General features: G+C 73.4%; 15 protein-coding genes and 1 pseudogene. 6 read left to right on the forward strand and 10 right to left on the reverse strand.

All coding sequences use genetic code 11. The annotated features are described in order from the left end of the window. Window positions 1-68: 68 nt before the first annotated feature. From ABZX85_RS27315 to ABZX85_RS27325, 3 genes are all read left to right on the forward strand, one after another. Window positions 69-1073 carry an NADP-dependent oxidoreductase gene (locus ABZX85_RS27315; RefSeq protein WP_355873734.1) on the forward strand — a complete coding sequence of 335 codons (1005 nt, stop codon included), beginning with the start codon at window positions 69-71 and terminating at the stop codon, window positions 1071-1073. An 84-nt stretch (window positions 1074-1157) separates the two neighbouring features. Continuing rightward, window positions 1158-1904, forward strand: a complete 747-nt coding sequence (locus ABZX85_RS27320) for a helix-turn-helix domain-containing protein (protein ID WP_355873737.1) — start codon at window positions 1158-1160, stop codon at window positions 1902-1904. Window positions 1905-2025: 121 nt separating this feature from the next. Then, window positions 2026-3156 (forward strand): SGNH/GDSL hydrolase family protein, encoded by a 1131-nt coding sequence (locus ABZX85_RS27325; RefSeq protein ID WP_355873740.1) that lies wholly within the window; start codon window positions 2026-2028, stop codon window positions 3154-3156. 90 nt (window positions 3157-3246) lie between these two features. On the opposite strand, the gene ABZX85_RS27330 is transcribed toward ABZX85_RS27325, so the two are convergent. From ABZX85_RS27330 to tsaD, 9 genes are all read right to left on the reverse strand, one after another. Then, window positions 3247-4089 carry a hypothetical protein gene (locus tag ABZX85_RS27330; RefSeq protein ID WP_355873743.1) on the reverse strand — a complete coding sequence of 281 codons (843 nt, stop codon included), beginning with the start codon at window positions 4087-4089 and terminating at the stop codon, window positions 3247-3249. Window positions 4090-4142: 53 nt separating this feature from the next. Next, window positions 4143-5144 (reverse strand): hypothetical protein, encoded by a 1002-nt coding sequence (locus ABZX85_RS27335; protein WP_355873745.1) that lies wholly within the window; start codon window positions 5142-5144, stop codon window positions 4143-4145. A 26-nt stretch (window positions 5145-5170) separates the two neighbouring features. Continuing rightward, on the reverse strand, window positions 5171-6442 hold the full coding sequence (locus ABZX85_RS27340) for a transporter (protein ID WP_355873748.1): 1272 nt from the start codon (window positions 6440-6442) through the stop codon (window positions 5171-5173). A gap of 3 nt (window positions 6443-6445) precedes the next feature. Continuing rightward, on the reverse strand, window positions 6446-7024 hold the full coding sequence (locus ABZX85_RS27345; protein ID WP_355873751.1) for a hypothetical protein: 579 nt from the start codon (window positions 7022-7024) through the stop codon (window positions 6446-6448). Next, window positions 7021-9150: a hydantoinase/oxoprolinase family protein gene (locus ABZX85_RS27350; protein WP_355873754.1), complete on the reverse strand. Its 2130-nt coding sequence runs from the start codon at window positions 9148-9150 to the stop codon at window positions 7021-7023. The genes ABZX85_RS27345 and ABZX85_RS27350 overlap by 4 nt, the downstream gene beginning before the upstream one ends. Before the next feature lie 43 nt (window positions 9151-9193). Then, window positions 9194-10792 carry an FAD-dependent oxidoreductase gene (locus ABZX85_RS27355; RefSeq protein ID WP_355873757.1) on the reverse strand — a complete coding sequence of 533 codons (1599 nt, stop codon included), beginning with the start codon at window positions 10790-10792 and terminating at the stop codon, window positions 9194-9196. Between the two features lie 59 nt (window positions 10793-10851). Continuing rightward, on the reverse strand, window positions 10852-11949 hold the full coding sequence (locus ABZX85_RS27360) for a LacI family DNA-binding transcriptional regulator (protein ID WP_355873759.1): 1098 nt from the start codon (window positions 11947-11949) through the stop codon (window positions 10852-10854). 145 nt (window positions 11950-12094) lie between these two features. Next, complete coding sequence (locus ABZX85_RS27365) at window positions 12095-12664, reverse strand: GNAT family N-acetyltransferase (protein ID WP_355873762.1); 570 nt, start codon at window positions 12662-12664, stop codon at window positions 12095-12097. Next, window positions 12661-13695 (reverse strand): tRNA (adenosine(37)-N6)-threonylcarbamoyltransferase complex transferase subunit TsaD, encoded by a 1035-nt coding sequence (tsaD, locus tag ABZX85_RS27370; RefSeq protein WP_355873764.1) that lies wholly within the window; start codon window positions 13693-13695, stop codon window positions 12661-12663. The genes ABZX85_RS27365 and tsaD overlap by 4 nt, the downstream gene beginning before the upstream one ends. 165 nt (window positions 13696-13860) lie before the next feature. Between tsaD and cbiT the strand changes: the two are divergent. Both cbiT and cobM read left to right on the forward strand, forming a co-directional pair. Next, window positions 13861-14445: pseudogene (gene cbiT, locus ABZX85_RS27375) on the forward strand (precorrin-6Y C5,15-methyltransferase (decarboxylating) subunit CbiT); the annotation flags it as partial. Beyond that, window positions 14442-15191 (forward strand): precorrin-4 C(11)-methyltransferase, encoded by a 750-nt coding sequence (cobM, locus tag ABZX85_RS27380; protein WP_355873767.1) that lies wholly within the window; start codon window positions 14442-14444, stop codon window positions 15189-15191. The pseudogene cbiT and the gene cobM, both read left to right, overlap by 4 nt. Window positions 15192-15195: 4 nt before the next feature. Here the strand turns inward: cobM and ABZX85_RS27385 are convergent, their stop codons facing one another. Then, window positions 15196-16311: a cobalt-precorrin-5B (C(1))-methyltransferase gene (locus ABZX85_RS27385; protein WP_355873770.1), complete on the reverse strand. Its 1116-nt coding sequence runs from the start codon at window positions 16309-16311 to the stop codon at window positions 15196-15198. A gap of 14 nt (window positions 16312-16325) precedes the next feature. Between ABZX85_RS27385 and ABZX85_RS27390 the strand changes: the two genes are divergently transcribed. Next, window positions 16326-17087, forward strand: a complete 762-nt coding sequence (locus tag ABZX85_RS27390) for a cobalt-precorrin-6A reductase (RefSeq protein WP_355873773.1) — start codon at window positions 16326-16328, stop codon at window positions 17085-17087. Window positions 17088-17166 lie beyond the last annotated feature (79 nt).

The raw sequence follows: 17166 nt of genomic DNA on the forward strand, positions 1-17166 counted from the left end.
ACGCCGTACATGTACGCTATACATGTACGGCGTACCGCCGTATCTCGAAGAGGGCAGGGAGCGGCGCGATGCAGGGATACGTCCTGACGAAGTACGGGAACGCGGACGTCATGGAGCTGAGAGAGGTGCCCAAGCCCGTGGCGGGCCCCGGGGACCTGCTGATCCGGGTTCGGGCGGCGGGGCTGAACCCCGTGGACTACAAGATCCGCGAGGGACAGCTGAAGGTGATCCACCGCCTCGCCCTCCCGACAGTGGCCGGCTCCGAGCTGGCCGGCGTCGTGGAGGAGGTGGGCGCCGGGGTCGAGGGCTTCGCCGTCGGGGACCGGGTCATGACCCGGGTCGACCCGAACCGGCTGGGAGCGCTCGCCACGTACGCCGTCGTCTCCGCCGGCCTGGTCGCGCCGATGCCCGAGAAACTCGACTTCGACGAGGCGGCGGGGCTGCCGCTGGCCGGACTGACGGCACTCCAGGCACTCCGCGACGAGATGCGCGTACGGCCGGGGCAGCGGATCTTCATCTCCGGCGGGGCCGGGGGAGTGGGGACGCTCGCCATCCAACTCGCCGTGTGGATGGGCGCGCACGTGACGACGACGGCCTCGCCCGCGGGCGCCGAACTCGTGCGGTCGCTGGGCGCGGAGGAGGTCATCGACTACAAGTCGACGCGCTTCAAGGACGTCCTGCGCGACATGGACGGCGCCCTGGACCTGGTCGGCGGCCAGGACCTGACGGACAGTTTCGGCATCGTCCGGCCCGGGACGACAGTGGTGTCCGTGGGCGGCGTGCCCGAACCGCTCACCGCGCGCAAGGACCTGGACGCCGGGTTCGTGCTCGCCTCCGTGTTCGCCGTGATGAGCGCGAAGCCGCGCCGGCAGGCCAAGGCGCGCGGCGTCGGCTACCGCTTCCTGATGATGCGGCCCAGCGGGACGGACCTGCGGGTGCTGGCCGACCTCGTCGAGCAGGGGCACGTGCGGCCGGTCGTGGACCGGGGCTTCCCGCTGGAGCGGGCGGCGGACGCGTTCGCCTACCTGGAGACCGGGCGGGCCAAGGGCAAGGTGATCGTGAGGATGCCCTGATCAGCGCCGGTCTCGTATCGCGTACGGTGGGCTCCCGCCCTGTCGCATCGAGGGTGCGGGCCCGTCAGGAAGGAAGCGAAGACCGTGACGACCTCTCCCTCGCAGGGCCGTGGACGCCGGGTCGGTCTGTCCCGACCGGTACTCGTGGCCGGGGCGACCGAACTCGCCGACGCCGAGGGGCTGGACGCCGTGACGATCCGGCGGCTGGCACAGCGGCACGGGGTGTCGCCGATGGCGATCTACGCGCACTTCAGCGACAAGGAGGCGCTCTTCGACGCGCTGGGGGACGCGGTTCTGGCTCAGACGGGGGCGCTGGAGGGGCTGGGCGGTGGGGGGCATGAGGACGGTTCGCCCGGTGAGAGGCGGGCCGGCCTCGGAGGCGGTTCCCTCGGGGCGGGGGAGCGGGGTCTCGAAGACCTCCTCACCGGGTTCGTGACCGTCCTGCGCGCGCACCCCGTCCTCGCCCCGCTGGCCGCCCGCCGCATCCTGGACTGCGACGCCGGCCGGGACGTCGTCGAGTCCGTGCTGACCCGCCTCGGCGAGGAGGGCCACACCCCCCGCGAGGCAGCCGCCGCCAGCCAGTTCCTGCTCAACGCGCTTGTCGCCCTGGTCACCGGCGAACCCGGGCGCACCGCCGGCGCGGACGACGAACAGGCCCACGCCCAGGCGGTCCGCGAACGCCGAGCCCGCCTGCTCGCGCTCGACCCGGCCCGCCACCCCCTCGTCATCGCCGCCGCCGACGTCTTCGCGGACTGCGCCGATCCCGAGACGTACTACGCGGACGGCATCCGTCGGCTGGTCGCGGGTGTACGGGTGAAGCTCGCCCGCTGATCCGGACTTTCGGGGTGCGAACACGGTGGAGTGAACGATCACAGGATCGCTGGATGGACACGCAGGGTAACTGCTTGGCTGTGGAACGTAACAACCGTTCTGTTGCTCTCGGGAGAACCACGTGTTCCGCACCAAAGCGCCCACGCCGCCCCCACAGGACCAGAGCCCGGCGCGGAGCAGAGGTCTCGTCCACCGCGTCGCGCTGGGAGCGCTGGCCACGCTGACCCTCGCCGCCGCGCTGCCGGGCACGGCGTCCGCCGCGCCGGAACCCGTGCGGTGGGCGGCGCTCGGTGACTCGTACACGGCCGGTGTGTTCGTCGGTGACCCCGTTCCGGCGCTGGGGAGCGCGGAGCGGGACGGCTGCGACCGGACGACGGGCGCGTACCCGAACCTCGTCGCCGCTGGGCTCGCGGCCCACCCGCCGGCGGGGCGGACGGTCCGGCTCACCGACGTGAGCTGCGGCGGCGCCACCATCGGCGACATCGCCACCACCCGACAGGTTCCCATCAGCCCCGTCGAGGCCCCCGAGGACGGCTGGCCGGCCGTGGCCCCCCAGGTCGAGCGCGCCGCGCTGAACGCGGAGACCGGTGTCGTCACGATCGGCGCCGGCGGCAACAGCGTGCCGTTCGCCACGATGCTCACGTCCTGCCTGGTCGCCGGCTTCGGACAGCCGGACGACGCCACCCCGTGCCGTGACGCCTACGAGTCCGGCGGGTCGGTCTTCGACCCGGAGTCGATCCACGACAAGTACGACCGGATCGTCCGCGAGTACGCCGCCGTGCTGAGGGACGTGCACCAGAAGGCCCCCAACGCCAAGGTCATCACGGTCGGCTACCCCACGATCGTCCCGTCCGACCCCACCGCCTGCGACCGCCGGGACACCACCGAACTCGCCGCCCAGATCAAGAACTTGGGCCTGCTCTCGGCCACCCACGGGGACATCGCCTGGCTCCACGAGGTGACGACCCACCTCAACTCGATCATCCGTGCCGTCACGGAACTGAGCGGCGGCACCTACGTCGACACCGCCACCTCCAGCGTCGGCCACGACCTGTGTCAGCCGCGGGGCACGAAGTGGGTGGAGGGCGTCTGCGGAGACGCCGGCTCCTACTGGCCTGACGAGATCACCCTCGGCGTCTTCACCCTCACCTGCTCCGACGGCAAACGCGCCACCCTCGTCCACCCCAACGCCGCCGGCCACGCCAACACCGCGGCCATGGTCGAGAAGGCCGTCCGCGGGGCACTGACCTGACCCGAAGCCTGGTCCTCCGGACGGCGGAGACGCCGGTGGCCGACCCCGCGTCATCGCGAGACCGGCCACCAACTCCGCGTCGGGATCAGCTCAGTTGGAGTCGCGGATGCTCGTCGCGATGCCTCCGCTGATCACGACCTCCGCGTCGAACCCCTTCTTCGCCGCCTTCTCCAACTGGGCCTCGGTGCACTCGGTGCCGCCCTCGCCGCCGGGCCCGGTGTTCACGGCGTCGCAGATGTCGTCGTAGCCGATGATCTTCGTGTCCTCGGCGACGAAGAACGCCTGCTCGGTGCCCTTCGCGTCGGAGACCGTGTACTTGCCCGGCGCCAGGTAGGAGACGACCCCGAACCAGGTCCCGCTGACCCCCTTGGCGGACCCGGACGACGAGCCGGAGGAACCGGAGCCGGAGGAACCGGAGCCGGAGGAGCCCGAGCCCGAGGACGACGAGGAGCCGGAGGACGAAGAGCCCCCGGACGACGAAGAACCCCCGGACGAGGACGACGAGCCGGAGCTGCCGCCCTGCTCGGTGGTGCCCCGCTCGGTCACCACGGTCGCGATCCCGGCCTTCAGCTCCACATCGGCGTTCACGGCGCCCTTCTTGGCGGCCGTCTCCAACTGGGCCAGTGTGCAGTCGGACCCGCCGCAGATCGTGCCCGCGCCGACGACCTTCGTGTCGTCGGCCACCACGAACGCCTGGTCGGCCTTGCCCGTCACGGACACGAGGTACTTGCCCGGGGCGACATAGCTGACCTTGCCGCCCGCGAACGTGCCGCTGACGCCGGTCGAGGTCTTGGAGCCGGCCGCGTCCGCCGTCGCGTTCGTCCCGGCCTTGTCGGACGAGTCGACGCCGCTGCCGCTCTGGCATGCCGTCATCAGCAGTGCGGCGGTGATCGCGGAGGTGGCGACGACGGCCGTACGCAGGTGGCGGTTCATCAGGGGTGGTTCCTTACGTCGGTGGTTGATACAGAAGGGGTGGTTGGCTGGGGTCAGGCCCGGGCTACGGCGATGGCTCCCGAGAGCCGTTCGCCGGCCTCGTAGACCATGTACGAGACGCCGCCGTCGGTGCCGAAGGCGGGCGCGGCGGCGCGGCCGTTCTCCGGTGCCGCGCTGCGCGAGTTGTAGAAGACGCCGAGGTGCTCGCGCTTGGAGAAGTCGTTGCCGACCTCGGTGATCATGATGTCGCCGCCGCTCGACTTGTCCTTGTTGTAGACGACGAACGTGCTGCCGTTCCGGTACAGGAGGTGCGCGCCCCCGACGTTGACGGCGTCGACGTCGCTGTGCCGGATCAACGCCTGCTGGTCGTAGGTCCAGTTGCGGCCGTCGGCGGACCAACCCCAGTGGATGTCACGGTGGTTGGTCGTGTTGTTCAGCATGAAGACCATCACGTAGCGGGCGCCGCGCGCGGGCAGGTCGTGCCGGAAGACGCGCGCGTACGACGTCTCGGTGGTGCCCGCCGGGAGCATGGACGCCGTCAGGACGACCTTGTCGTACGTGAAGTTGATCCCGTCCGCCGAGCGGGCCAGGCGGGTCGTGGTGTTCTCGCCGTGGAAGTACAGCCAGAACTCCTTGGCGTCCTGGTTCCACAGCACGTGCGGCGACGAGACATGGCTGACGGAGTAGTGCCCCGCCCACTTGTTGGAGACGATCGGGTTCGCCGGGTACTCCGTGAACGGCCCCTCCAGCGAGTCGCCGTACGCGAGGCAGATCCCGCCGGGCGGGTCGTGCGGCGCGTAGTACAGGTAGTAGCGGCCCAGCGGGGAGGCGAGCTTGTCGTAGACGCCCCGCACGCACGGGAAGATGATCTCGTTGGTGGGGTTGTACTTGAGCTGGGACGCCGTCAGCAGGGTGCGGACGTACTTGTAGTCGGGGAAACCGCCGGGCGCGGCGGCTGCGGGCTGCGCGTCCAGCGTGGTCCCGACGGCGAGCGCGGCCGTCGTGGCGGCACCGGCGCGCAGGAACAGGCGCCGGTCCAGGGGGTGTTCAGGCATCAGGAGGGCTCCAGGAAGGGGTCGGTTCAGAGGTAGAGGGCGGCCGTGACGCACAGGCCGCCGAGGGCGACCGCCCACACGTACGGCAGGGTGCGCGCCATGACCTGCTGCGGGGTGACGCCCGCGTACTGGGCGCTCCACACGGTCTGGGTGCTGGTGGGGTCGGCGACGCCGAAGACCTGGTTGTACGAGGTCGCCATGCCGAGGACGACCGCCGCCGGGTAGATGCCGGTGGCGATGAGGACGCCCGCGATCCCCGCGCCGAGCCCGAACACGTTGAGGGGGCCCCGGTAGAGGCACAGCGGGACGAGGAGCGTGAAGACGGCGACGAACAGCACGGGCTGGTGCGGGCTGACGGCCTTCACGAGCGGTTCGAGGGCGTCCACGGAACCGGGCAGCTTCACCGCCGCGAGCAGCACGCCGATCGCGATGAACAGGGCGATCGGCGGGGCCGCCACCTCGAAACCGCCGTACAGGGTGCGCAGCAGCCGCTTGTTCATCTCCCCGGGCCGCGTCGTCGTGACCAGCGTGTACAGGACGCCCGCCAACAGCGAGGGAATGATGGCCAGTTCGAACCCGAGCGCGAGGACGAGCGGGACGGCGGGGGCGAGCAGCGCGTACCAGGGCGCGTCCCCCAGCTCCGTACGGCGCGCCTTGTCCATCGACGTGAGCGACCAGGCGTGCTCCGTGCCCCGCCGCCGGGTCTCGACCAGGACGAACGCGAGGGCGGCGACGAGGGCGAACGGGAAGAGCTTCACCATGAAGCCGCGCACCGTCGGGACCGGCAGCTCCAGCGCGGTCGAGAAGAACTGCCACACCGGCAGCTCGAAAGGGACACCCACGGCGATCCCCATCAGCACCGTCCCCGCGGCGGTCACCTTCGGGACACCGACGGCGATCATCGCGGGGATGCCGATGATCCCGGCGAGCATGGCGGCGGGCGCGGACCCCGTCACCGTCCCGACGAGGGCGGACACCCCGAGCACCCCGAGCGCGACCACCGTCGGCCGGTCGCCCCCGAACTCGACGATCTTGCGGACGAGGGTCCCCGCGACGCCCGTCTCGTCGAGGAGCCTGCCCAGCCAGGAGCCCAGCACGATCGCGACCATGGTGGCCGCCAGGGTCGGCGCGCCCTCCTGGAGGACCGTGTCCAGCACGCTGTTCTTGCCGGTCAGCGGCGCCCCGGCGAGCAGGGCGACGACGACGGCGAGCAGCACCAGCGCGAACGCGGTGGGAAGTCTTCGGGTCAGCATCAGGCCGACACCGGCGGCCATGACGAGGAGGATGACGACGCCCATGGGTCAGTTCTCTCTTCTGTGCCCGACGGGCCGGGTGAGCGCCGTGCGCAGCGCGGCGGTGAGGAGGAGGGGACTGCGGCCGAGCCCGCAGACGGTTCTGGCGTAGGCGTGCGCGGCGACCTCTTCGGCCCCGGCGACATGCCCGTTCACGTGGTGGCGGCCGAGCCGCAGCACGGTGTGGCCGAGCGCCCGCCTGAGCGCGGCCTTCGCCGGACCGTGGTGGAGGTGGGCGTGCGCGGCCTCGTGGGCGAGCGCGGCGGCCCGCACCGAGCCCGGCGGATACCAGGCGCGCCAGCCGAGGTCGTCCACGAGGTCCTCGGCGCGGGCGAGCGTGTCGGTGTACAGCTCGACCGTCGGCGGCCGGGACGTGTAACGGGCGAGCAGCATCCGCTCCAGACCGTCCTGCCGTTCGACGACGCGCGCGGTGGACGCGACCGGGATGAGCCGCGACCCGAACTCGTCGGCGCGGACGGCCCATCGACGCAGCAGCTCGGGGGAGCGGCCCTCGTGGGTGGGCGTGGCGGCCAGCAGCCGGACGGCCCATTCGAGGTCGGTGACAGCGGCGAGGTGAGAGTGCGTCACGCCCGCACCTCCACGACCGCGACCACCGCTTCGTCGCCCGCGCGGCCACCCAGCTCGCTGTGGGCCAGCGCTAGCAGCGGCCCCGGATCGAGGACGCCGGACAGGTCCGCGATCCGGGACCCGAACAGCAGCCGCACGGCAGGCGCGCGGACCCCGCCGTCGCCGTACGACGTGGACTCGCCCACGAGGCGGGCGAGGAGTTCGGGGGCGCCGGCCACGGTGGTGCTCTCTACGCGGGCGTCGGCGGCGTGGTGGCGTACGACGCCGTCCAGGTCGACGATCCGGACGGGGTGGCGGGCCGGGCGCAGGGGACGGTGCGTCCGGGTGCCGTAGACGGTGTGGGCGGCGGTGCCCGCGAGGACGCGGACGTCGGAGGGGTCGGCCTTGAGGCTGGCCGACGCCGCGCGCAGGCGTTCGTCGGCGTCGGCGCGGTGGGTGCGGTCCTGGGCGCGCAGTTCGGTGGCGCCGGTCGCGACCGCCCGCACGGTGTGGGTCTGCGGATCGACGGTGACCTCGACCTCGACGGCCCCGGCGGCGGCGCCCTGGGCGACGACCGCCCGCTCCGCCTCGGCGCGCACGGCGAGGATCTGCTCCCGCGAGGCGCCGGGCACGATCCGCTCGATCTGCTCCCGGACGAGCGCGAGGGCGACGCCGATCGGGCTGATGACCTCGTGGTGACGGGCGATACGGCCCTCGATGCCGCTGGTCAGGGCGAGATGCGGGGTGACGGACGCGGCCCCGCCGCCCCCGCCGACCAGCACGGCCGTGTCCCGGTCGAGCCGGTAGTCGCGGATCAGGGCGTCCACGACCGTCCTCACCTGCGCGACCCCCGAGTCGAGGACCCGCGCCGCCACGGCCTCCACGTCCGTGCCCAGCAGGGCGGCCAGCGGTGCCAGCGCCGCGTGCGCGGTCCGGGGGTCGGCGTAGGCGAAGTCCCCCTCGGGGACGCGCCCGAGGGCGTTCGCGGCACAGGTCAGGGTGACCGCGAACCGCCCGCCCGCCGCGTCCAGCACGACATGGTCGTCGGGATCGCCGTCCAGCGGCCGGACGGTGGCCACCGTCGCGTCGCGCAGTTCCTCCGGGGAGGCGAAACAGGCGTACGGCAGCCCCGCGATATGGGCGCTGCGCGGCCCCACGCCGGTCACCCGGCCCGCGCCGATCCGCACCAGGGAGCCCCCGCCGACCCCGACCGTGCGCACGTCGAGGGCGTTCAGGTACGACGTCCGGCCGAGGACGGTGGCGTGCCGCACGGCGACCCGGCCCCGGCGGACGACGCTGATGTCCGTCGAGGTGCCCCCGGTCTCCAGGAACACGCCCTCGCTCACCCGCTCTTGCAGCAGCGCGCCCGCGACTCCGGCGGCCGGTCCCGACAGCACCGTCAGGAGCGGGCGGCGGCGCATCTCGGCGAGGGTCATCACGCCGCCGTCGCAGCGCATCACCATCAGGGGAGCGGTCACCCCCGCCTTGGTGATCGAGGCGTCGACGAGGTCGGCGGTGGCCAGCATGCGGGGCAGGAGCGCCGCGTTGACGACGGCCGTGCGGGTGCGTTTGCGCAGCCCGTACAGCGAGGTGATCTCGTGCGCGGCGGTCACCGGCAGCCCGTACGGCCGGGCCGCGTCCAGGACGGCCCGCTCGCCCTCGGGCCGGTCGACGCTGAACGGCTGGCTGGCGACGAGGACTTGGGCGCCCGCCTCTTTGAGCTGCTCGACGGCGTGGCGGACGGCCGGGGTGTCGTGCGGGTCGGTGACGTGGGCGTAGAGCAGCGGGAGCCTTCTGCCCGGGGCGAGTTCCAGCTTGGCGAAGGAGGCGAGGCGGCGGGTGAACGCCGCCGAGGGGCCGCCGCCGACGCCGATCAGGCCGACGGTCGCGACGTCGCCCTCCAGCAGGGCGTTGGTCGCCTGGGTCGTGCCGTGCGCCAGGAAGACGACGTCGACCGGGGCGTGACCGGTCTTCGCCAGGAGCCGCTCCAGCGCCTCGACGACGCCGTGCGCGACACCGTCGGCGTGCCGATGGCTGGTGGGGACCTTGACCTGCCCGAGGAGTCCGAGGGTCGAGGCGTCCACGGCCACGGCGTCGGTGAAGGTTCCGCCGACGTCGATGCCGACGCGGATACGGGATGCGGTCATACCAGGCACCTCCTTGTGCTGGATCGGTTCACAACGCGTGTGCTCAGTAGCCGCGTACGTCCGGCCAGTGGCGTTGCACCCCGGCGCCGTCGAGCAGCCGCGCGAACTCCTCGAACCGCTTCTCGTCGCCCTGCACCTGCCGCGGCTCGACCCCCTCCGCCACGCAGTGCGCGGCCAGCGCGCCCGCGACCTCACCGACGTTCCACTCCACCGGGTGCAGCCGGTAGCAGCCGTTCGTGATGTGGGTCGTGCCGATGTTCTTGCCGGCGGGCAGCAGATTGCGCACCCGGCGCGGCACCAGCGCCCCGAGGGGGATCTCGAACGGCACCGAGCCGATGTCGACGTAGGTGTCCCCGCCGGTCGAGGGATGCAGGTCGATGCGGTAGCCGCCCACGCCGACGGAGTCCCGGTAGCGGGTGCCGCCGTACGGGCCGACCAGGTCGATCGCCACGTCGTGCTCGGTGACCGTCGTGACGGCCTTGATCCGGCGGGACTCACGGACGTACGCCGCCTTGGCCAGGCCGTCCGCCGTGCCGGTGACGTCCGGGCGAATCCTGAGGCCCGGGAAGCCGGTGCCGCCGTCCGGGCGCGGTGCCTCGGTCTGGAGCCAGTACAGCAGCGACAGCGACAACTGCCGTGCCTCGTGCAGGGCTTCGTCCCGCTGCCCGATGTACGGCTTGAGCCAGTAGTCGTTGAGCGGCCAGTTGACGAGGGTGACGTCCGAGTCGAAGGCGCCCGGCGTGTGCAGCTTGCGGGCGAGGATGCGGCGGAAACCCCACAGCTCCTTGTCCCCGGCGTCCGCGCTCTGGTCGGCCGAGACGGCGAGCGGGTCGAGTTCGGGGTTGGGGACGAAGGTCCGCGTCGCCGGCTCCAGGGTGCGCGGGTCGGGCGCGGTGAAGTCGAGCAGGGGGCCGGGCCAGAACGCGGGCCGGTAGGAGCGCCAGAAGGCGAACTCCTCGGGCCGGTCGATCGTGTGGTCCTCGCCCTCGTGGTGGGAGAGCGCGAAACACACCGTGACGCCCTGCTGGTTGAGGGGCTGGGCCTCGTCGGGGGCGTGCGGTTCGTCGAACTCGGCTTGGGACTCCGCCCCGTTCGCGTGCTCGACGTCCGCGAGGCCGAGCAGTTCGCCGGTCTCGGTGGCGTCCAGGACGTAGCGCGCGGTGAGGGTGCGGTGCGTGCCGTCGCGCAGGTCCAGCAGGGTCACCGACCGGACGGCGTCGCCGTCGGACTCGGCGGAGACCGGCCGGTGCTCGGTGAGGACCGTGAGCCGGCCCGCCGCGCGGTGGGGGGCGAGCATGCCCTCCAGGACGGCGAGGGCGACCCTCGGCTCGTGGCAGAGCTTGCTGACGCGGCCCGCCCCCGGGTTGAGGTCGGGCAGCGCCAGGGCCTCGGCCCGCAGCGGGTACCAGTGGCGGTAGTAGCGCCGGATCTCCTCCCGCAGCCGTCGGTACGAGGCCGTCGTACCGAACCGCTCCACCCACGGGTGCTCGTCCGGCGGTACGGCCTGGCTGGTGAGCTGGCCGCCGATCCAGTCCGTCTCCTCGGTGAGGACGACGCTGCGTCCGGCGCGGCAGGCGGCGAGGGCGGCGGCGACGCCACCGAGGCCGCCGCCCACGACGAGGATGTCTGTTTCGCGTGACACGAATGTCCTTGATGTTCGAGTCAGGTGCATGACATTAGTGGGGCCCGTGCGGGCCGTGCTCAAGGACGGGCGGGCGGCGGTCCGCTCGTCGGACCCGGCCGGAAGACACAGCGGACGAGCGGCTCGTGCGCCTTCTCTCCCGCCACGAGCGCGGCCAGCAGCCGTACGGCCGCCGCGCCCAACTGTGGCCTGGGGATGTCGAATCCGGTCGGCACGGGCTCGTCCGCCAGATCGGCGGGCGGGCTCCCGAGCAGGGCGAGGGACACGTCGCCCGGACAGTCGAGGCCCGCCTCGCGCACGGCGCCCAGCAGGCCCCGCCACGCAGCCCCGGTGTCCGTCTCCTCCACGACGAACGCCGTCACCCCGTCGTCGGTCCAGGCCCGCAGCCGCTCGGCCGTCAACTCCCGCTGCGGATCGGCGGACCGGAAGACACTCGCCGTCCCCGAGGGCAGGCCCACCGCCTCCAGCCCCTCCAGGAAGCCGCGCTGACGATCCACCGAGGCCAGCGCGTCGTCGTCCTCGCGGACCAGCATGATCCGCCGATGCCCCGACTCGGCGAGCCGGCCCACGACCTCACGGGTCGCCTCGACGTAGTCCGCGCCGACCGACGCCACGCCCTCCAGCTCCTCGCGGCGGCCCAGGTGCACGACCGGGAAGCCGTCCTCGACGAGTCGCTTCAGCTCCGCCCGGGGCGTGTGCCGGCCCATGAACAGACAGCCGTCGGCCAGCCGCACCCGGCCCAGCGCGTCAGGAACCGCCGCCCCCGCGCCGCCGGTGCTCGACCCCGTGAACAGCACCAGGTCGAATCCGAGCGCCGCCGCCTCACGCTCCACGCCGACCAGGAAGGGGTAGTACGAGTGCTGCACGTCGGTCGGGAACGTGGCGGTGAAGCTGAACACGCCGAGGAGGTTGTTGCGGACGGCGGCGAGCCGCCGGGCGGCCGGATCGGGCACGTACCCCAGGCTGCGGGCCGCCTCCATGACCCTCTGCCGGGTCGCCTCGGAGATGATCCTCCCCTTGGCGCCGGGCTTCGGGGAGAGCACCAGCGACACCGTCGCCTGCGACACGCCCGCGAGCCGCGCGACCTCGGCCTGTCGGGGCCGTGCCGTACGTCCGGCCGGCGCGGGCGTCCGGCCGGGCCGCTTCCTCGGTTCCACGGCGGCCTCCCCTTCTCGTTAATGCGTATTACCTCATACGCATTAACGAGAAGGGTAGCACCCGAACGGCGGGCCGGAACTCACGAAGAGGCGCCAAGTCCCCGAGCCGGTGCGGCTGTTGCCGGGCGCGGCGGCGCCGAGGCGGTCAGAGCGGTTCGGGCGCCAGGTGGCGGGCCGGGTGGCGGGGGCCGAGGAGGACGACGATGCCCTTGCCGTCGGGGGAGGGGTGGGTGGCCTGGGCCCAGCCCTGGCGGCGGTAGAAGGCGAGGGCGCGGGGGGAGCGGTGGGAGGTGAGGAGCCAGGTGCGGCCCTCGGGGGCGTCCGCGGTGACGGCGGAGAGGAGGTCGCCAGCGAGTCCGGTGCCGTGGTGGGCGGGGCGGACGGCGAGTTCGTCGATCTCGCGGGCGCCGACCAGCCAGTCGAGGGTGCGGTCGGTGCCCAGGCCGGCGGCGGCCTGGGGGTAGCAGCGGTCGGTGGGGAAGGGGGCGCGGGTCGTCCAGGCGGTGGCGAAGCCGGCGAGGCTGCCGGTGCCGGTGAAGGCGAGCGCCGTGGTGAAGCCGGGACGGCGCACGTCGTGCACGAGGCGGCCGACGAACTCGACGGCCCTCTCCTCGTCCTCGTCCCAGGGCGGCGCGCAGAACGCGGAGACGTACACCGAGCGCAACGCGTCGGCGTGGGCGAGGAGTTCGGCGCCGGTGATGATCTGGACCCTCATACGGTCACCGGCGCCAGGGACGCGTACTCCAGGGGTGCCGACGGGTCGATCGACACGTCCAGCGGCGCGGGGTCGGCGCCGGCGCGGACGAGGAGGTCACCGACGGCGGCGATCATCGCGCCGTTGTCCGTGCACAGCCCGAGCGGAGGCACCCGCAGCTCGATCCCCGCCGACCGGCACCGCTGTTCGGCCAGCGCCCGCACCCGCGAGTTCGCGGCGACCCCGCCGACCACCACCAGCGTCCCCACGCCGTGCTCCCGGCAGGCGGCCACCGCCTTGCGGGTCAGCACGTCGGCCACCGCCTCCTGGAGCGAGGCCGCCCCGTCCGCGACCGGCAGCTCCCGGCCCGCGTACCCCTCGGCCCAGCGCGCGGCGGCCGTCTTCAGCCCGGAGAAGGAGAAGTCGTACGACCCCGGCAGCGGACGCGGGAAGGCGACGGCACGCGGATCGCCGTCGCGCGCGGTGCGGTCGATCGCCGGTCCGCCGGGATAGGGCAGTCCGAAGACCCGGGCGACCTTGTCGAAGCACTCCCCGGCCGCGTCGTCCAGGGTGTCCCCGAGGTGGACGATCCGGTCGCGGGCGAGATCGCGGACCAGGAGGAGGGAGGTGTGGCCGCCGGAGACGATCAGCACCATGCAGGGGTCCGGCAGCGGGCCGTGCTCCAGGGTGTCGGCGGCGACGTGACCGGCCAGGTGGTGGACGCCGTACAGGGGGACGCCGAGCGCGTACGCGATGCCCTTCGCGCCGGCCAGCCCGACCTGGAGCGCGCCGGACAGCCCCGGTCCGGTGGTGACGGCGACGGCGTCGACGTCGGCCAGGGTGAGGCCGGCCGCGTCCAGGGCCCGGCGGACGACGGGGCGCAGGGCCTGGAGGTGCGCGCGGGAGGCGATCTCGGGGACTACACCGCCGTAGCGGGCGTGTTCGTCCATGCTCGACGCGATCGCGTGTCCCAGGAGCCGGCCCTCCCGGACCAGTCCGGCGCCGGTCTCGTCGCAGGACGACTCGATGCCGAGTACGACCGGAGCTGCCATCGCCCACCCTCTTCTGCGCGGTGAAAGTTGTTGCAAGTAGTGTGCAATAAGACGCCGGGGATGTGTACCCGAACAGGGAGCCGCAGGCCACGGCCCCGTAGAGTGCTGCCCTGCCGCCCCGCCCCGACCCCGAGGTACCGAGCCGTGACCCCCGCACGTCCCTCCGCCGTCCCCGGCCTCCCGGACGACGCCTACGACCACGACGGCCAGCTCACCAAACGCCACGTCCGCGCCGCCACCCTCGCCGTCCTCGCCCCCGCGCCCGGCGAACTCCTGTGGGACGTCGGCGGCGGCTCCGGCTCGGTCGCCATCGAGTGGATGCGCGCCCACCCCTCCTGCCGGGCGGTGAGCGTCGAACGCGACCCGGTCCGCGCCGAGCGCATCACCCGCAACGCCGAACGCCTGGGTGTGCCCGCGCTGCGGGTCGTCACCGGCACCGCCCCCGCCGTCCTCACCGAGGCCGAACTCCCGGCGCCCGACGCGGTGTTCATCGGCGGCGGCCTCACCGCGCCCGGACTCCTCGACGCCTGCTGGCAGGTCCTGCGCCCCGGCGGACGGCTCGTCGCCAACACCGTGACGCTGGAGTCGGAGGCGCTGCTCACCGACGCGTACCGGCGCCTCGGCGGCGAGCTGACGAAGCTCGCGGTGGCGTACGCCGTGCCCGTCGGCGGGTTCACCGGATGGCGGCAGGCGATGCCGGTGACGCAGTGGGCCGTACAGAAGAACCCCGAACCAGGAGTGGACAGTTGACCGTGTACTTCATCGGCGCCGGACCCGGCGCCGCCGACCTGATCACCGTGCGCGGCGCCCGCACCCTCGCCGCCTGCCGGGTGTGCCTGTACGCGGGCAGCCTCGTCCCGCGCGAGCTGCTGGCCGAATGCCCGCCGGACGCCCGGCTGGTGGACACCGCGCAGCTCGATCTCGACCGGATCACCGCCGAGTTGCTGCGCGCGCACGAGGAGGGCCACGACGTGGCCCGGCTGCACTCCGGGGACCCGTCGGTGTTCAGCGCGGTCGCCGAGCAGATGCGCCGCCTCGACGCGGCCGGCGTCCCGTACGAAGTCGTCCCCGGCGTACCGGCGTTCGCCGCGGCGGCGGCCTCGCTCAAGCGGGAGCTGACCGTGCCGACCGTCGGCCAGACCGTCATCCTCACCCGCGTCGCCAACCGGGCCACCGCGATGCCCGAGGGTGAGGATCTCGCCACCCTCGGCCGCAGCGGCGCGCTGATCGTGCTGCACCTGGCGGCCAAGTACGTCGACCGGGTCGTCGCCGAACTCCTCCCGCACTACGGCGCCGACTGCCCGGCCGCCGTCGTCGCCTACGCCTCCCGCCCCGACGAGCTGATCCTCCGGGGGACCCTGGCTGAGATCGCCGGGAAGGTGAAGGAGGCGGGGGTGCTGCGGACGGCCGTCATCATGGTCGGACGGACCCTGGGCGCCGAGGAGTTCGGCGACAGCCACCTGTACTCGCCGCAGCGCGAACGGCACGTCTGCTGACCGCTCACGCCACCGGACTGCGCCCCACGATCGCCCCCGCCCGGTCGATGCAGATGACGTCCACCGCGACCGGTGCCCCGCGCAGCACGGCCAGCGCCTCGTCGCGCGCGGCGACCGCCACCAGGTCCCCGAGCGGAACCCCGGCCGCCGCGCACGCCTGGAGCGCGGCGAGCCCGGTGTTGGCACCGGCGACCTCGGCGGCCAGCTCCGGCGAGGCGCCGCCCCGGCGGGCGAGGTCCGCGAGGAACCCCTTGTCGACCTGGGAGCGCGCGGAGTGCAGGTCCAGATGACCGGCCGCCAGCTTGGACAGCTTGGCGAACCCGCCGCAGATCGTCAGCCGCTCCACGGGATGCCGCCGTACGTACTTGAGGACCGCCCCCGCGAAGTCCCCCATGTCCAGGAGCGCGTCCTCGGGGAGGCCGTACACGCCGGTGACCGTCTTCTCCGACGTCGACCCCGTGCACCCGGCGACATGCGTACGCCCCGCCGCCCGCGCGACGTCCACGCCGCGCCGGATGGAGTCGATCCACGCCGAGCACGAGTACGGGACGACGATCCCGGTCGTGCCGAGGATCGACAGGCCGCCCAGGATGCCGAGGCGGGGGTTCCAGGTGGAGCGGGCGATCTCCTCGCCGTGGTCGACGGAGACGGTGATCTCGACGTCGCCGCCGTCGCCGTACCGTTCGGCGAGCGCGGCGACGTGCTCGCGCATCATCTGCCGGGGGACGGGGTTGACGGCGGGTTCACCGACGGCCAGCGGCAGACCGGGCCGGGTGACCGTGCCGACCCCGGGACCGGCCCGGAAGACGACGCCGGACCCCGCCGGGAGCCGCCGTACGCTCGCTCGGACCAGCGCGCCGTGCGTGACGTCCGGGTCGTCACCGGCGTCCTTGACGATCCCGGCCGTCGCGCGCCCCTGGGCCAGCTCCTCGGCGGCCAGCGCGAAAGCCGGGGTCTGCCCCCGGGGCAGGGTGATCGTCACCGGGTCCGGGAAGTCCCCGGTCAGCAGGGCGGTGTACGCGGCCGTCGTCGCGGCGGTCGCGCAGGCGCCGGTCGTCCAGCCGGGACGCAGACCGGTGTGCTTCAGTTGGGCGCCGCGCGCGCCCTTGGGCTCGTTCAAGGAAGGTGTCTCTCGTGCACGTACTGATTCTCGGTGGCACCGGTGAGGCCCGCCGCCTCGCCGAACTCCTGACGGGACGGGCGCTGCGGGTGACGTCCTCGCTGGCCGGGAGGGTCGCCGCCCCCCGGCTGCCGCCCGGCGAGGTGCGCATCGGCGGCTTCGGCGGCGCCGACGGGCTCGCCGCGTGGCTGCGCGAGCGGGAGGTGGACGCGGTCGTCGACGCCACCCACCCCTTCGCCGGGACCATCAGCTTCAACGCGGCACTCGCCGCCGCCGCGACCCGTGTCCCCCTGCTCGCCCTGCGCCGCCCCGGCTGGGTCCCCGGCGAGGGGGACGACTGGCACGAGGCCGGGTCCCTGGAGGACGCGGCGACCCTGCTGCCCGCGCTCGGCCGCCGGGTCTTCCTGACGACCGGCCGCATGGGACTCGCCGCCTTCGCGGATCTGGACGACCTGTGGTTCCTCGTCCGCTCCGTCGACGCGCCCGAGCCCCCGCACCCCGCCCGCATGGAGGTCCTCCTCGACCGGGGCCCGTTCTCCCTCGCCGGGGAGCGCGAACTGCTGCTCCGGCACCGGATCGATGTCGTCGTCACGAAGGACAGCGGGGGAGCGGCCACCGCGCCGAAGCTGGCGGCGGCCCGGCAGGCGGGGGTGCCGGTGGTCGTGGTGCGCCGGCCGCCCGTACCCGAGGGCGTGCCGACGGTGGCCGAGCCGGAGCAGGCGGTCAGGTGGCTCACGGACGTACGCGACCAGGGGAGTTTCCCGGACGCTGGCTGAACCCTGACCCGGGCTTTGCTGAGATCCTCTTTTACCTGCGACCTTGTTGCAGCAACCTGGAATGTGTGGCTGAAAACCG

The organism is Streptomyces sp. NPDC004539 (assembly GCF_040610055.1).
Taxonomy (GTDB): Bacteria; Actinomycetota; Actinomycetes; order Streptomycetales; family Streptomycetaceae; genus Streptomyces.